The sequence below is a fragment of the Ferruginibacter paludis genome (assembly GCF_030409685.1).
In the GTDB taxonomy this organism is placed as follows: Bacteria; Bacteroidota; Bacteroidia; order Chitinophagales; family Chitinophagaceae; genus Ferruginibacter; species Ferruginibacter paludis.
Genome location: NZ_JAUFQJ010000001.1, coordinates 275,336 through 291,922, shown reverse-complemented (window position 1 = coordinate 291,922; position 16,587 = coordinate 275,336). Strand labels below are relative to the sequence as shown.

Sequence of the window (16,587 nt, the reverse complement as noted above, 5' to 3'; positions counted from 1 at the left end):
CCGCCAGCTTTAGCAGCTGTTTCTTTGAAGTGTAAACACACAAATATATTGTTAAACCAAAAAATAGTAAGAACATGAAAAGCGATAGTCAAATTCAAAAAGATGTGATGGAGCAACTGAAGTGGGAGCCATTTTTAAACGCGGCTGAAATTGGTGTTGCTGTAAAAAATGGCGTTGTTACACTCTCCGGAATGGTTGATTCCTATTTTAAAAAATTAACTGCAGAAAGCGCAGCAAAAAAAGTGGCCGGTGTAAAAGCCATCGCCGAAGATATACAGATAGGCGTTTCTCCTGCAGGCAAGAAAACAGATGCTGAAATTGCGGAAGCTGTGCTGAATGCATTAAAGTGGCATTCAGGAGTAAAAGAAGAAAAGGTAAAAATAAAAGTAGAGGATGGCAATGTGCGGCTGGAAGGAGAAGTTGAATGGCAGTTTGAACGCGACAATGCAAAGACTGCCATACAGCATTTAACAGGCGTGCGGTCGGTTACCAATGTAATTGTGGTGCATCCTAAAATACAGCCTTACGAGATTCAGCAAAAAATCAGGAATGCGTTTCAAAGAAGTGCCAATATTGATGCTGGCAAAATACAGGCGCAGGTAAGTGGCAGAAAGGTGACACTCGTTGGAACGGTAAGATCCATTGCAGAAAAGGAAGACGCTGAAAATGCCGCATGGCAGGCACCTGGCGTATCAGTGGTTGAAAGTGAGTTAAAAATACAAGCGCCTGAACCTGCTTACAGCGAAATATAATCGCCGTGCGCATACCAATGTATTTTAAAAAACTGCCTTCGTAAATGAAGGCAGTTGCTGCATACAAACAGGCACATGCAAAAATTAATTTGTGTAAGATCTACATGAAAAATATTTACAGCCCTGTTCTTTTTAAAAGCAGCAAACATTTATTATCTCTCCATCATAGCTACTAAAAATATGAACCGCACATTGCCATCTGCGCAAACGAAATACCAAACGCTTGTTACCCGGCTACTGGATACAGCGGGCGTAAAAATCGGCGGACCCAACCCGTGGGATATACAGGTACACAATGATGGTTTTTACAAAAGAGTACTAGCTGACGGCGAGACCGGCATGGGTGAATCTTACATGGATGGCTGGTGGGATGCAGAACGTGTGGATGAATTGATTTGTAAAATATTGCAGGCAGATCTTGATAATAAAATCTCCCTGCATTGGCCGGAATTATGGCGGGTAACAAAATTAAGACTGCTGAATCTGCAAACAAAAAAAATGGCTTTTGTCAATGGCCAAAAACATTACGACCTGGGCAATGATCTCTTCCAGGCGATGCTTGACAGCCGGATGAATTATAGCTGCGGATACTGGAAAAATGCCAGCTGTCTTTGCCAGGCTCAGGAAAATAAACTGGATTTAATTTGCCGAAAGCTATACCTGAAACCGGGCATGCGGGTGCTTGACATAGGCTGCGGATGGGGTGCATTTGGAAAATTTGCGGCCGAAAAATACGGAGTAAAAGTAGTTGGCATCACCGTATCCAAAGAGCAAATGAAACTGGGACAGCAACTATGCGGGGGCCTAAATGTTGAATTCAGGATGATGGACTATCGCAACACTACAGGTCAGTACGACAGGGTGGTAAGTGTGGGAATGCTTGAACATGTGGGATATAAAAATTACCGCAGTTTTTTTGAAACCTGTTGCAGATGTTTAACTGACGGTGGCTTGTTTTTGCTGCACACTATAGGCAGCAATCATTCAGTCCGGTCAATTAATGGGTGGACGAATAAATATATTTTTCCAAACGCCATGCTGCCTTCTCTTTCGCAGCTTTCAGTTGCTACAGAAGGACTTTTTATTGCAGAAGACCTGCACAATTTTGGAACATATTATGATGATACATTAATGGCATGGTATCACAATTTTAAAAATAACTGGCACCAAATAGAAAAAGATTATCCTTCCCCATTTTTCCGCATGTGGGAATATTACCTGCTTTCAAGTGCAGGTGGGTTCAGGGCAAGAAAGATGCAGCTCTGGCAAATTGTATTGTCCAAATACGGCGTTGCAGGAGGATATGAATCGGTGCGCTGAAATGTTAGTAATCTTTTTTTGCGCAGATTCATTTGCCAAATAAACTAGTCGGTCAACGCAACAGCCGGTTTTCTCTTCCAGTTTAGATTTAATAAAATACCACCGAAGCTGATACAGGCCATTACAAAAATTAACAACCATCCAACAAAAGGAGCAGCCTGTACAATTTTTAAAATGATGAAGAGACCAAAAGCTGCAAATACCAACCTCCAGTAACTCCACTGATGATTATTGCGGTTATTGAACCAGTTGGCACCAACTACTGAAATGATGACTGTTGCAAGCAGCAGCAGGGTTATATAAACAAAAAACAACAGCAGCCCAACCGGTACACCCACGATGGTAAGGAAAGCAATAACAGCGGCAACAGGTGTTGCTATAAAAAATAAAAAACCATACCCAAGGGATTTTATGCTGCTGGCGAAAATAGTGTCAGCAGCCTTTCTAATGGTGGCAGCAAACAGGTATTGCACAATCATTATCATTAACAATGCCATACCAAGATACCATAACAAACCCAGTACAGAAGCCGCACCCAGGTAATACCATTCGCTGTTTTGGATACGCAGTGATGGATCGTAAGTCGCCTTACCATTCTTTACCGATTGTTTAAAATCAAGCGAGCCGGCCTTGTTCCAGTAACGAACATCCCCGTTAAAATTGGCAGCATTGCCAATTACAATATCCCGGGCAGCGAGTACAGCATTGCCCGCCACATTACCATTTATTGTTAGTTTATCAACTGTGCAATTTAACCCTTTCATGATATTTCCATTTAAGGTCAGTTCCCCGAAAGCACCTCTTAATTCTCCATTTACATTACCGTCCATCGCAGCTTTTCCTCCTGTGGCGAGCAGCCCCCCGATTGTTATACCCCTGTCAATTATAACGCTTCCACCGGCAAGCACAACATCGCCCGTTACATTTTTGCTTATGCGTATATTACCTCCTGCACAGCGGATATCATCACCTGCAAACCCGTTGAATGTTACGTTACCGCCCGCCAATAAAATATCATTTGTAACAGTATCATTAATGATGATAGTGCCGCCGGCGATAATTAAATCGCCGTATATGGGCGCATTGATGGTGACAGTGCCGCCTGCTATGTACAGGTCATCGTGTACGGGCTGGCTGATGGTTGTATTATTTCCGAATTCAATTCTAAAAGCTGCTGCGGTAAAAAAGCCGCAGCATAGTAAAATGAAAAAAAACATGTGTCTCATAAAATAATATTTGAACGTTTATATGTCCCTAAAACTTAGCCATAAATAAACTATTTTCTACCATTTTTTTAAATGTCCTGGGTCAATAATAACCGTGATTATCGTCATTTTTTATGGGCGCATCTACCGTATTAAATTGTTTAAGCAGGGCACTCCTGTGTTTATCAGGACGGAGTAATCAGGATGGACCTGTTAACAGAATTGGCTATCGCAGTCCGCTTAACCTGATCTGTTATAAAATAAACAGACACGCTGATGACGGCCGCAAAAAAGCACCACACCGAGATGATATAATGAGTATAGAAAACCTGTGAAATCATATAGGAGAACAGAATTGACGAACCCAGCAGCCACATTTTTTTCTGATGCGAAAAGAAAGAAGGAGCAACTGTCGCGATAACATACAGTATACCTCCAACGTCTCCTAGCGCATCAGGGTAATTCTGCCGGTACGAGATATGAGCTCCGTCAATTTGTGCAGAAACATGATTAAACAATAAACACCAGGCCAGAAAAGACGAAACACAAACACCTGTTGCAACCAGCATTTTCAGTAGGCCTCTTCCGCCTGCTCCCCTTTTTTCCAGCATTAATACGGACACCGGTGCCATTACAGGCCAAACAACTTGCGCAAAAAATAAAAACAGGTGGGTAAGTGCGGTCTGAATGATAATGCTGCCTGGCCGGGGAAGTGTTATCCATAAAAAGCCTTCTATAATTTGCTGTATCCCGAAAAGAAAGGGAATACTGGCAAACAAAAGCTGTCGCGGATGCTGCACTTTTTTTATGGTGGCAATTCCTATAGCAGTTAATACCACGCCTGCAGTAAAACTTGCATTTGCAGAAAAACACATGATGTTCAATTTAAAAGATAAAAGGAGCGCAGGCCGAATGAAATAGCAGAATAAATATCTGTAACTGAACTGCGGATAATTTTCAGTTTAGATGTAAAGGGTAAAAAAAAGAAGGCCAGGATAGAAATCCAGCCCCGTTTCTAGTCTAATATCCTATGAAAACCGTCTAACAAAAGTAGAAGGAGCCGTGTTAAAAAAAAATAACCATGGTCAATAAAATGGCTGATTGCGAGCAGGTAAATAATTGCAATAAAAGTACACCCACTAAAAATAATGAAGCATCAGTCTGGAGCTATAAAGAAAAGAATTGACTATTTTACGGATGGAAGCACGATTGTAAATTCTGTGCCTTTTCCAGGCGTGCTTTCAAAACTGATTTTTCCGTTGAGCAAATCAATATATTTTTTCACGATGCTTAATCCCAGCCCGGTACCCGGTATTTCGCCGGCATTGCCTGCCCTGAAAAATTCCGTAAACAACTTTTTTTGATCTTCCAGGGGAACACCCATGCCATAATCTTTTACGATGACTGTGATGTGATCACCGGTAACAATAGATTTAAGCTCTATTTCATTTCCCTCATCAGAATATTTGCTGGCATTGGACAAGAGGTTTAAAAATACATTTTTCAATATTGTCTTCGATTGTTCCACCATCTTTCCGCCGGAATGAGTATAACTTATTCGTTGATTTTTTTTAACTGTCATGCCTTCCAGGTCACCCACTATCGTTTCTAAAAAATCTGGCAGATTGAAAAGCGAATTCTCTGCTTCTACAAATCCTTTTGCCAGTCTTTCCAAAGTAAGAAAATTGGTTAACAGGTCGGTAAGATTTTTTACCGCGGCATTTATGCGGTTGATGTGCACCATCCGCTTTTCCTGCTGGTCAGATTCTGTATACATTTCCAGTAACGAAGAGCTGGAAAGAATGGTTGATAAAGGCGTGCGGAATTCATGTGATGCCATGGAAACAAAATGTGATTTCATTTCATTCAATTCCTTTTCACGGCCAAGCGATTCAGTCAATTCCCGCGTACGTTCTATCACTTTGGCTTCCAGCTCTTCCTGGAAATGTATCTGCCGGGTTATATCAACCACCACAGTTTGGGCGTATGTTTTTTCTGCATTCAATGTTACAAACATACCTGCCCAAAAATGCTGCCCGTTTACCTTTTTCATTTCAAGAACAGCAGTATTAAACTTGCCTTTTGTTGAAAGTGCTCTTAATATTTTTCCCCAATCATCCGGTTTTACAAAATGCTTTACTGAAGCGTAATTTGCTAAAAAATCAGCTTTCGATTGGTACCCAAAAACCTCTACGGCCATATCGTTTACGTCTGCAGCTTTAAAATTCAGCATATCTGTGATATGCATTGACACCAGCGAGTTTTGAAATAAATTTCTGTATTTTTCCTCACTGGCAGCCAGCTGTACGATAGCCTTTTTTTGCTGAGATGTATCAATTATCACTGAATGTGCCAGGCTTTTGTCTACATTTAGTTTCACAAACAGCTTTGCCCAAAAGCGGCTGCCATCGAGTCTTTTAAATTCCTGCTCCAGGTTATTGATCTCACCCTTTTCCCTAAGCGTTTGGATATTGTTTGCCCTGTTTTCAATCTGTCCAAAATGGAGTTTGGGATTGTAACCATTTAATAAACCCTGCTTTGAAGGGTAACCAAAAAGCCGTACACCCATTTCGTTTACATCAATTATGCTCAACGAGTGCATATCGACTGTAAACATGGCTACAACTGAGTTTTCAAAAAAACTCCGGTATTTTTCTTCGCTTACTTTTAGCTTTTCAATTGATAGTTTCCTTTCAGTAATATCTATCATTACCGATTGGGCGATGCTGGTTTCAAAATTCATTTTGGCAGAGGCGATTCCCCAGAATTCAGTACCACCCAATTTTTTGAGCCTCGCTTCCCGGTTTATTATTTCACCTTTTTCGATAATTGTCCGGGCAATACTTTCAACATCTTGCGGATCAGCAAAGTGAGTTTGCAAATTAAAATCTCTTATAAAATGCGCTTTAGATTGATAACCAAAAAGCCGGGCTCCTGTCGCATTTACATCAACCGGCTTTTGTGTCGACATGTCGAGTGTACAAATCGCCGCCAGTGAATTTTCAAAAAGATCACGGTATTTTATTTCATTGAGCTGTAATTCCGATGTGGCCCGTTTCTGCTCAGTAATGTCAGACCGGATGGCCAGGTATTTATAGGGTTTACCCTGTTCATCCAAAAAAGGTACAATGGTAGTGTACACCCAGTATATTGAACCATCCTTTGCCTTATTTTTAATTTCTCCTTTCCAGATTTTTCCGTTGGCAATAGTTACCCATAGATTACGGATGAAATCTTTTGAATGATAGCCGGAGTTTACAATGCGGTGATCCTGGCCAATCAGTTCTTCTTTTGTATACTTTGAAATTTTACAAAAATTTTCATTGGCATATTGTATAATTCCTTTTTGATCTGTTACAGCAACTATATCTGCTGCGTCAAGTGCATATTTATAGTCAGCAATATCTTTGTGTAAATTTTCCAGTGTAGATGTTCCTTCGGCCACGTTCTGTTCCAATCCCTGGTTAAATTGCTTAATAATTCCGTCGGATTTAACAAGCGCTTCGTTTACTACAAGCAATTCTGAAGCCCGTTTTTCTTTTTCGACGTTTTGAAACAGCAATTCCTTATTAGCGACCGCCAGTTCGGATGCCCGTTTTTCTTTTTCCTGGTTTTGAAATGTAAGTTCTTTATTTGCTACATCCAGCTCTGACGCACGTTTTTCCTTTTGCAGATTTTGAAATGCAAGTTCCTTATTGGCAATCATCAGTGCAGAAGCCATTTCCAGCAATTGATTCTGCAGATCGTTGGTTACTTCACCTTTTTTAATATGATCTTTTTGCAGTTGTATAAGCGGAGTTACGTCCTCTACCCGATGGATAATATAAGCCACTTCGTTGCTGGCATTTAAGATAGGCTTATTAACAGCGCTCCAGTATTTTTCTTCAAAAGTGCCATCAGGTCTTCGTATATCGTAGCGCTGAACAGGCATGGCATGCGAGGCTTTATTCTTAACGACAAAATGCATTGCTGCTGTAATATTCGAAACAGCATCTTCAAGTGCAGGATCTGGGTTAACAGGAAATACGTCAAATAAATGTCGTCCGGTTATTTTTTCCCGTTTTGTAAGTGTGGCAGCGGCATAGGCATCACTTACAGCCACAATGGTTAGATCTGGCAGCAGCAAGAGGAATAATCCCGGTGCAGATTCAAACAATGATTTGAAATCAACTTGCTTTTCAACTTTTTCCATCTAAAACAAAATACAACTTTTTGAATACTTATTTTATAGCCTTCCCGAATATTCTATGTTTTTACTGTTATGGATAATTCAGTTTCAATTTTTCCTGTTGTGTATTTTATTTTAAAATATTTTTTCAATGTACTGTTATAACATTGCTGCATGATGGAGTTGCATACTGTCATTTTTTTCTGCGGCAAGAATATTTTCGATTCCCGTCAGCAAGGCGTCAGGGTTAAAGGAAATGCTGTCAATGCCCTGTTCTACCAGGAAGGCCGCATACTCCGGAAAATCGCTGGGCGCCTGGCCACACAACCCAATCTTTACACCCGTCGTTCTGGCCCGTTGTATCATTAAAGCAACCATTTGTTTTGCTGCTTCATTTTGCTCACTGAACAAGTCACTGATGATGGAAGAATCCCTGTCGATACCCAGTGTGAGCTGGGTTAAATCGTTGGAGCCGATAGAAAAGCCATCAAATATTGTTGCAAATTCCGCCGCTAATATCACATTGCTTGGTATTTCTGCCATCACGTATATTTCCAGGTTGTTTACACCCTGCTCCAGCCCGTACTTTTTCATTACAGCAATTACTTTATTTCCTTCGCTGATGGTGCGGCAAAAAGGGATCATCACTTTCACATTGGTTAAACCCATTTCATCCCGCACTTTGCAAATCGCTTCACATTCCAGGCGAAAACCATCCCTGTATAAATCATTGTAATAACGTGATGCGCCGCGAAAGCCCAGCATTGGATTTTCTTCCACCGGTTCAAAGTCCTTTCCGCCAACCAGGTTGGCATATTCATTGGTTTTAAAATCGCTCATCCGCACTATTACATCTTTGGGATAAAAAGCTGCAGCAATGGTAGCCACGCCTTCCGCCAGTTTATCAACAAAATATTTTTCCTTGTTTTGATAGTGATGGGTCAGCGCTTCTATTTTTTCTTTTACGGCAGGGTCTTTCAGTTCATTGTATTTTACCAATGCCATCGGGTGTACCTGCACCGCATGTGTAATGATAAATTCCATCCGCATCAGGCCGACACCGTCGTTTGGATAAAAAGATAATTTAAATGCCTTGTCCGGGTCTCCCACAATCAGCATCACTTCCGTAGCTTCTGGCTTATGAACGTTTGAAAAATCCAGCGCTGTTTCTTTGTAGGCAAGCTTTCCCTTGTAAACAAATCCGGTTTTTCCCTCACAGCAGGAAACGGTAATCATTTCGCCATCTGCAATGGTATCAGTAGCGTTGCCGCAACCAACAATGGCCGGCACGCCCAGTTCTCTTGCAACGATGGAAGCATGACTTGTTCTGCCGCCTTTATTGGTGATGATAGCAGTCGCATTTTTTAAAATCGGATCCCAGTCAGGGCTGGTTAAATCAGTTACCACAATTTCGCCGGGCTGCAATTTAAATGCGTCTGCAGGCGATTGCAAAATTCTTGCTATGCCGGTTGCTATTTTTGAACCGATGGCTTCGCCTGATGTTAATGCTTCTCCTTTATTGACCAGTTTATATTCTTTTACCAGCAAGGGATTTTTTTGTGAATGCACGGTCTCCGGCCTGGCCTGTATGATGAACATTTCGCCGGTATTGCCGTCCTTTGCCCATTCAATATCCATCGGCTTTTTGTAGTGAGATTCGATGATCAGCGCCCAGTTGGCAATCCTGGTAATTTCTTCATCGGTCAGTACAAATTGCTCCTGTTGTTGCTTTGGTGTAGCAATATTTATAACAGGATTTTTTTCATCGCCATAAATCATCGTCTTCGCTTTTTCACCCAGGCGTTTTTGAACAATGGCATTTTTATCCTGCAACAGGGTTGGTTTAAAAATAAAAAATTCATCTGGTGTTACGGTGCCCTGCACAATATTTTCGCCCAGGCCCCATACCCCACTGATGTGTATGATATCCCTGAAACCAGATTCAGGTTCCAGCGTAAAACATACGCCGGAGCAGGCTTTATCGCTGCGCACCATTTTTTGTACCCCAACGGAAAGGGCCACTTTTTCATGCGCAAAACCATTGTCTTCGCGGTACTTGATTGCCCTGTCAGTATACAATGATGCAAAGCATTTTTTTACAGCGGCCAGTAAGGCAGCTTCGCCTGTTATATTAAGAAACGATTCATGCTGACCTGCAAAACTTGCTTCCGGCAAATCTTCTGCCGTGGCACTGCTGCGCACACCAACCTCAATTTCCTTTTCCCCGCACAGGGCTTTGTAAGCCTGCAGCACTACCAGTTTTAACTCTTCCGGCAGCTCAGCATCGAGTATTAATTGCCTGGCTTTCGCACCGATACTTTGCAAATTATTATACGTCGTTTTATCCAGCTGCTGCATCAGGCTTTGTAGATGTGCCTGCAATGCATTTTGTGTCAGAAATTCGTTGAATGCTTCAGCAGTGGTGGCAAACCCGTCGGGAACCGCAATACCTTCTGCGGAGAGTTTTGAAAACATTTCGCCAAGCGAAGCATTCTTACCACCAACAATGCTTACGTCGCCGATGCTTGTTTCTTTAAATTGTTTGATATATAATTTCATTGGATATTGTTTTGGTTCAGGAATGATGTAAGGCCATCACCGGAACATGGCTGTGCAACACCCATTGTTTGGTATGACTTCTATGAATAATTTTATCAATCAGCGAATGACGTTTGGGCAGCACCATCAGCAAATCAATGTTATTTTGATCTGCAAAATCTAAAATACCCTGGTCGGTATTTTCATTGGTAATAAAATGGAAAACAGGGTGGAGCCCTTTCAGCATTTCCCTCAGCATACCCGACTCAAATACAGTATCTGAATTATACACTTCTTGCTTACCTGTATTTAAAACGTGCAGTTCGCAATGAAAGTCGTTTACCATTTTTTTGATTGCATCTACGGGTACAGTGTCGGTTACGTCATCGCAATCGCAGGCGAGCGCTATTTTTTTAATGGTATAAAATGCAACTCCCGGTGGAACCGCTATCAATGGCCAGGATAAATTCTTCATCGCCTGCACAGTGTGGCCGCCTAACAACAACCGCTCAGCGGAAGTGGTTCCCTGGCTTCCCATTACCACTGCGTAAGGACGTATGCTTTCGCACAGATTTTTCAACTCCCTGAAAAAATCACCTTCGATTATTTCAGCTGCAATTTTTACATTGCCATTGGTGCGTTTAAACAAGACTGTTTTTAAATCACTCATATTTGCTTCCGATTCCTTCAGCCATTTATCTATATCAGCTGTTACGGGCACTTCGGTAAAAATTACGGGCACCTGCCAGATATGCAATACAAGTAAATCTGCTTTAATTGCCAATGCCATGTCAGCAGCATAATTGGCTGCGTTGGCTGCAGCGGGTGAAAAGTCGGTGGCAACAATGATCGTTTTCATAAAAATATTTTAGTAATCAGTAATATTGTATCAGTGCAATGTGATCATATTCTTTCAACAGTCCTTCATCTGTAAATTCAACATCACCTCCATTCTCCAACACTTTTTCAATCACATCATCCACAGCGTCTTTTATATAAGAAAATGAATTCAGTGTTTTTCCCGCTTTGCCAATGTCTTCTTCTTTGCCTCCATGCTCTGCCGCGTACATGTAATTTTTTTCTACCACCAACAAACTGCCTTTTCGGTTGGTGGCTTCCCGCCATACATTGCGCATGCCAATGGCTAGCTTTTTATTGCCCGCAGCATTTTGCAACTGGTTAAGAATATCTTTTTGTATCACTTGCTTCCAGTCAGCTACATGCGGCTCCAGCAATACTTTCAATTGCGGTAATGTAGCATCTTCATAATTGCCATGCACATACTCAATGACCGCATCTGCATGTTTGGTTAATTTTTTGAAATGCCCGGCAATCCGCTCCGTTGCCAATACAAACAACGGCAACTGGTGTGCTTTCAATATTATATCCAGCGTTTTATCTACCTGGTGCAAAAACTTATGCATCTGAATTTCCTTTCGTTCTTCCATGTCAGAAAAATTGGCTACCCGCTCAGGCAAATCATTTTCAAGCGCTTTGGACGATTCGCTTGCATTCACCAAAATGCGGATAAAGGTGGTAGAGTTGCCAATGTAAATACTGCTTTCTTTACTGCTCAGCAGCAACACGAGGTATTTGTGAATTTGCTTTTTGCTGTATACCAGGTCGCGTATTTCAAATGAGTCATCTACCACAACTCTTTCCTGTACGGCTATATCCAGGTACAATACTTTTTCAAACAGTGGCGATACATAAATAGCGATGCTCTTTTTATGTGTATTAAAATTTAAGGATTTGATAATGGACCTTAATTTCTGCATCACTAATTCCCGCATCTCTTCAGGGTAATTTTTTTCCAACTCCGCTTCCACCTGGTCGGCAGCAACTTTTAAAGAATAGGTTATTTCGTTTTTCAGCCCCATTTTAGGTTCAAACGGCAGTATAATTGAAACTGCAGGGCGATAGTGTACTGCGTTCAGTACAGTTTGTATTTCCGGCATTATTTGCGTTTTCATTTTCATACTGTTTTAGACAACTAAAATAATACCTGAATTGTGTGAAAACATTGACAGTCATCATTCCAAATCTTGACAGTCCTCAGCTTTAATAAATAGCTGCGGCGGCTTTCCGAAAAATGCAGTTCTTTAATTTGCGTTACAACACTGCAGTCTTCTTAAAAACCCACCTTTTAAACGCTGTATTGTAACATATTACATACATCGCCGCAAAATGAAATATTTCCATGCGGCACGATCTGGATTTCATGGCCAGAAAAAGCAACTCAAATTGAAACCGATATTACCGGAGATATCATCAGGAATATTAGGTTGAACAATGGATTCGTGGATGTGAAGGTATGTTCGGTAGATGAAACCTGGTCAGCGATAAAATTGATTGTTTCCCTTAAAGACAGAAGGGTTGCCCCTTAGTGGAAATTTCAAAATCATTCTGTCATGACTATATCCAACTTCACTTTATTGGCTAAGGCGATAATAAATATTGCACATTACTCTCCGGCTACAATTCGCACCGGGCCAATCAAACCCGAAGACACGAGCGGTGCATCTTTATCAAAATAATTCCACGTAGTAAAACAGTATCTCTTTTTGGAAGGTCTTGGTTGTTTGTTTAAAAACCAGCCAGGAAATTCTTTTAACTGGTAACCGCTGTTATAAAAATACTGGTTAGGCAACCATTCACAATCAGCCGGCTGCTGTTCATCTCCTATCAAGCGGTTGGCCCAAACATTGGTTACTTCAATCACCAGCTGATTACCTTGTTTTTTTAATAAGGCAGAAGGGATCCTGGTGCGCCATGGAGCAGTCCAGATAACGCCCAAATCTTTTCCATTTAACAGTACACGGGCAATATGATTTACAAGGCCCAGGTCAAGATAGATGGTTGACTTATTTCCGACAGATTGGACAGCAGGCGCATCAAATTTTTTTGTATATACAGCCGTACCGCTGTAATATTTTATTCCCTCATCTGCATTGTAAGTCCAGTCCTGCAACGCTGTAAATTCAACAGGTTTGGCCGGCCCTCCCCAGGCTGCATCGAACTTCACCTGCCATGCACCATCTATATTTGCCAAATCTTTTATGGCGGCAAAATTAGATTTTTTTGCAACAGCTGAAGACATCAGTTTTTTACGGAACACTACAAAAAAGCTCTGGGCTTTATCAAAAGGCAAATTGACAGCAGTAAATCCATTGGCTATTTCAAACTGTGGTAACGGACGCATGGTGGAAGTAACCGGATCCCATAACTCAGGCTGCATACCTGCTATCTTAAACCTGCATTGGGCACTCCCTGCCTCCCTGGACGTATTGGCTACAAAATAAATATCAGTATTGTCATCACGGCGATGAATGGATTTTACTTTAATGCTGTCATTGGTAGTAACTGCAAAATCATTTTCCGCCGTAGCAAACCTGCCCCACTGCAATAATGCCTGGCAACGTTGCCAGTAGGCCACCATGGCTTTGGCAGGCTTCCACCAGGTTTGTGTGCGGTCGAAATGAGTACCCCATTGCCCCATGGAATTACCGGGCTTGTAATGTTCATCCCAGGGCTGGTGCACAAAACGGTGCAACACCATGCGGTTAACGCCGGCGCAAAAAGCCGCGTCACCAATGGGTTTCAGCCAGGCTGGATTTTCGCTCCATTTGCTGTCTGCCGGCTGTCCCGTAAACGCCTCCGACTCAATAAGGTTGTGATCCGATTTTCTCAAAGCAGCTACCGTGGGGTCCAGTTCATAAGGTGCGTATACACCTTTTTCCGTCCAGAACTCCGTCATCACATGATGTACTAACGGTATCACATCTTCCTGGCGCCAGGGGCCACCATAAGGTTCGCTCAAAAAAGTAAGGTGCGCTGCTTTTAATTTTTTTGATATGGTGGTATAATAAATATCCCGGTACAAGTCTTTTATGGTGGCATCAAAATCATTTTTAAAACGAAGTGAATCCTGGCGGCTGTTGATAATCCGGCCTGCGAAAGTGGCCAGGTAAGGTGTTAAATCGTACCCTCTTCTCTTTAAAAATTCTGCTTTCATTTTCGGTGTCCATGTCGGTTCACCTGCTTCGTAACTGTCGAAATGTACGTGGGTAAATCCGGTACCTATTAAATCACCCAGGTGCTTTTTTATTTCATTTATAATGTGATCAATATGAAAACTTACCGCCACTTCGCTCATTTTATCGCACTCCAGTCCCACTGCTTTTGGATGCGCCGGCTGAATGAGGGCGCCCATTGTGGTATGTCCAAAACGGTAAATGGTCCAGTCGCCTGCCGGGGCATTCCAATCCAGTTTTCCATCCGGTTGCATCCTGTCAGTAAGGTCATATATTTCGTTGAGATGTACTATACCGCTGGCTGGCAAGGCCAGTACGGCAATGTCTTTGTAATAATTTTTTCTGCCGGGAATAACGGGTTTTTCAGTCAACCCGTTTTCAAGATTAAAAACAGGGAAAGGCATATTGGCTCTTGGATCAACCGCCGGTTTTTCCAGTTTTATCAACGAATTATTGCTACCGTTTACTGGTGTGCTGCTCCAGCAAATTTCCTGCATGGAAAGCTCAGGTGTAATCCATGGGCCGCCGCTGCTCTCGTAACCGGAGCCATTGAACATACCAAAATCCATCCCCAGCCGTTTGGATTCCTGCGCCGCAAAACGGACCAGTTTCCACCACGGTTCCGTCCATGAAATGTATTGAGGTGTGGGTGTTTTACCAATGATTGCGCTCCAAGGGTTTACCACGTCTGCCAGGCTAAACATGGTGGTTCTGCTAAAGCCTTCTTCCTTTAATGCTTCCAGATCTTTGGTAATATTGGATTTACTCATATTGGTACCCATCCACATCCACAGTACGCCGGGCTTAGCTGTGGCCGGGGGGTGCAAAAAAGCCATCTCCGGACTTGTAAAAATAGTGGCGTCGGGTGATTTTTTGTACTGTGCCTGCGCCCTTCCCAATAGCATTATAAAACAGGTTAAAATAGCCAGGTAAGATGAAATGTGTTTTTTGCCTGACAATACGTTGTTAGAAGACATGCCTATTTTATTTATGATTGAATGTAAGGATTGCTGGTGAAAAACTGGTTGATTTTTATTTATGTGACTACCCCTGCGCATTAATTATCTTTTAAACATGACCGGTGTAATATTGGCAATTACCAAACCGCCAATTACCAGTAAACCACTTATTAAATGAATGGTAGAAAATGCTTCACCCAAAAACAGTACGGCCTCAATGGTACTGAATATCGGAATCAAATTACCAAATAAAGCAGTACCCGATGCACCGAGTTTTTGTATAGATGCGTTCCAGCAAAAAAAGGCGATGATAGAGTTGCCGATACCAAGATACAAAATGATTACCAGGATATGAGCATTCCATTTCACCGGTGGCTGGTGCATTGTTTCAAAAATATAAAATGGTAAAAGGCACAAAGTACCAACAGTAAATATGGCGAAAAGAAACACCATTGGCGAAATACCTGCAGGCTTTTTTCTTACCAGGATATTGTAGATGGCAAATGTAAATGCGCTGATAAGTATTAAGACATCTCCCTTACCAAACTTAAAATGGGACAGCGCCGCAAGGCTACCGTGACTAATTAAAAATAAAATACCCATGATGCAAATGATCATCCCGGTCATTCTTAGTTTGCTCACTTTTTCCTTTAAAAAAGCGGCCGCCATCAAAGTAATAAAAACCGGGGACGAAGTAGTACCAATCAACGCCAGGTTGATAGCCGAAGTATAATGACCAGCCAGGTAAATAAAGGTATTGAAAATGCTTACACCGGTTAGTGCTGTCCACAACAGGTATTGTTTGTGCTGAAAAATGATATGTTTTTCCTGGTTAAATTTTTTAAAGGCAATGGGTGCAATGCATAGAGAGGCCAATCCCCACCGGTAAAATGCCAGGCTTACCGGCGGCACTTCGGTTGAAATACCGCGGGCAATAACATAATTACCCGACCAGATAAGGGTTGTAAGAACCGCCAGTAATACACCTGTATAAAAGTTTTTTTGATTGGGTGACAATATGAATGTGTAAAGAATTTATTTGGGTAAAAATAAGTAAAACAAGGGGTAAATCTCAGCGGAAAAATGTAGTAAAGAGACGAAAAGTTTTGTAAATGAAACAAGGCTATGACCGCGGTCAAGTACCCGGTTAACCTTTGTCATAAAAAAATCTATTTGATTCTGGTATTTTTAATCCTATCATACAACAATACGACAGCAAAAAGCCAGAAGTATTTGCGAAAAAAGTATTTTTCAAATACCCGTTAAATTATGTACCAGCTTATTTATTGCTCAATAGCTCGTCCTGGATTGTATCCGGCGGACATAAAAGCGATTTTAAATACATCCCGGAATTTTAACTGGGCCAATGATATTACCGGTTGCCTGATCTATTACAATGATGAATTTATTCAGATACTGGAAGGCAAAAAGTTGACCGTAAAAAAAATGTATGAAAAAATTGAACAGGATGACAGGCACTTTAGCGTAATAATGATGTCGGAAGAAGAAGCGGACGAACGCATTTTCAGTAACTGGTCCATGGCTTAATGCGGTTTTAACGGAGAAGCCAATGGCCGTAGAAATTTTCTCTTTGAACAAAACCCGATTGCT

Annotated in this window: 11 protein-coding genes; 3 read left to right on the top strand and 8 right to left on the bottom strand. The window is 41.7% G+C overall.

The genetic code is table 11. The features are described from left to right. Nucleotides 1-74 precede the first annotated feature (74 nt). Complete coding sequence (locus tag QWZ08_RS01270; protein ID WP_290335350.1) at nt 75-752, top strand: BON domain-containing protein; 678 nt, start codon at nt 75-77, stop codon at nt 750-752. Nucleotides 753-932: 180 nt separating this feature from the next. Further along, nucleotides 933-2,072: a cyclopropane fatty acyl phospholipid synthase gene (gene cfa / locus QWZ08_RS01265; RefSeq protein ID WP_290335349.1), complete on the top strand. Its 1,140-nt coding sequence runs from the start codon at nt 933-935 to the stop codon at nt 2,070-2,072. 44 nt (nt 2,073-2,116) lie between these two features. Here the strand turns inward: cfa and QWZ08_RS01260 are convergent, their stop codons facing one another. From QWZ08_RS01260 to QWZ08_RS01225, 8 genes are all read right to left on the bottom strand, one after another. Further along, the gene (locus QWZ08_RS01260; protein WP_290335348.1) at nt 2,117-3,298 is read right to left on the bottom strand and encodes a hypothetical protein; all 1,182 of its coding nucleotides are present in this window, start codon (nt 3,296-3,298) and stop codon (nt 2,117-2,119) included. Nucleotides 3,299-3,462: 164 nt separating this feature from the next. Next, complete coding sequence (locus QWZ08_RS01255; RefSeq protein ID WP_290335347.1) at nt 3,463-4,152, bottom strand: DUF6629 family protein; 690 nt, start codon at nt 4,150-4,152, stop codon at nt 3,463-3,465. A gap of 311 nt (nt 4,153-4,463) precedes the next feature. After that, nucleotides 4,464-7,469 (bottom strand): sensor histidine kinase, encoded by a 3,006-nt coding sequence (locus tag QWZ08_RS01250; protein WP_290335346.1) that lies wholly within the window; start codon nt 7,467-7,469, stop codon nt 4,464-4,466. A gap of 135 nt (nt 7,470-7,604) precedes the next feature. Next, the gene (gene ppsA / locus QWZ08_RS01245; protein ID WP_290335345.1) at nt 7,605-10,004 is read right to left on the bottom strand and encodes a phosphoenolpyruvate synthase; all 2,400 of its coding nucleotides are present in this window, start codon (nt 10,002-10,004) and stop codon (nt 7,605-7,607) included. 16 nt (nt 10,005-10,020) lie between these two features. Beyond that, nucleotides 10,021-10,842, bottom strand: coding sequence for a universal stress protein (locus tag QWZ08_RS01240; protein ID WP_290335344.1), 822 nt, complete (start codon nt 10,840-10,842; stop codon nt 10,021-10,023). Between the two features lie 16 nt (nt 10,843-10,858). After that, the gene (locus QWZ08_RS01235) at nt 10,859-11,956 is read right to left on the bottom strand and encodes a baeRF3 domain-containing protein (protein ID WP_290335343.1); all 1,098 of its coding nucleotides are present in this window, start codon (nt 11,954-11,956) and stop codon (nt 10,859-10,861) included. Between the two features lie 491 nt (nt 11,957-12,447). Continuing rightward, nucleotides 12,448-14,994 (bottom strand): glycosyl hydrolase, encoded by a 2,547-nt coding sequence (locus QWZ08_RS01230; protein WP_290335342.1) that lies wholly within the window; start codon nt 14,992-14,994, stop codon nt 12,448-12,450. An 84-nt stretch (nt 14,995-15,078) separates the two neighbouring features. Next, nucleotides 15,079-15,993: a DMT family transporter gene (locus QWZ08_RS01225; protein WP_290335341.1), complete on the bottom strand. Its 915-nt coding sequence runs from the start codon at nt 15,991-15,993 to the stop codon at nt 15,079-15,081. Between the two features lie 252 nt (nt 15,994-16,245). On the opposite strand from QWZ08_RS01225, the gene QWZ08_RS01220 reads away from it, so the two are divergent. Further along, nucleotides 16,246-16,524 (top strand): BLUF domain-containing protein, encoded by a 279-nt coding sequence (locus tag QWZ08_RS01220; protein WP_290335340.1) that lies wholly within the window; start codon nt 16,246-16,248, stop codon nt 16,522-16,524. Nucleotides 16,525-16,587 lie beyond the last annotated feature (63 nt).

Bases quoted from the DNA above. Each gene is read 5' to 3' on its own strand.
- QWZ08_RS01270 (WP_290335350.1), top strand. From the start codon at position 75: ATGAAAAGCGATAGTCAAATTCAAAAAGATGTGATGGAGCAACTGAAG.
- cfa (WP_290335349.1), top strand. From the start codon at position 933: ATGAACCGCACATTGCCATCTGCGCAAACGAAATACCAAACGCTTGTT.
- QWZ08_RS01260 (WP_290335348.1), bottom strand. From the start codon at position 3,298: ATGAGACACATGTTTTTTTTCATTTTACTATGCTGCGGCTTTTTTACC.
- QWZ08_RS01255 (WP_290335347.1), bottom strand. From the start codon at position 4,152: ATGTGTTTTTCTGCAAATGCAAGTTTTACTGCAGGCGTGGTATTAACT.
- QWZ08_RS01250 (WP_290335346.1), bottom strand. From the start codon at position 7,469: ATGGAAAAAGTTGAAAAGCAAGTTGATTTCAAATCATTGTTTGAATCT.
- ppsA (WP_290335345.1), bottom strand. From the start codon at position 10,004: ATGAAATTATATATCAAACAATTTAAAGAAACAAGCATCGGCGACGTA.
- QWZ08_RS01240 (WP_290335344.1), bottom strand. From the start codon at position 10,842: ATGAAAACGATCATTGTTGCCACCGACTTTTCACCCGCTGCAGCCAAC.
- QWZ08_RS01235 (WP_290335343.1), bottom strand. From the start codon at position 11,956: ATGAAAACGCAAATAATGCCGGAAATACAAACTGTACTGAACGCAGTA.
- QWZ08_RS01230 (WP_290335342.1), bottom strand. From the start codon at position 14,994: ATGTCTTCTAACAACGTATTGTCAGGCAAAAAACACATTTCATCTTAC.
- QWZ08_RS01220 (WP_290335340.1), top strand. From the start codon at position 16,246: ATGTACCAGCTTATTTATTGCTCAATAGCTCGTCCTGGATTGTATCCG.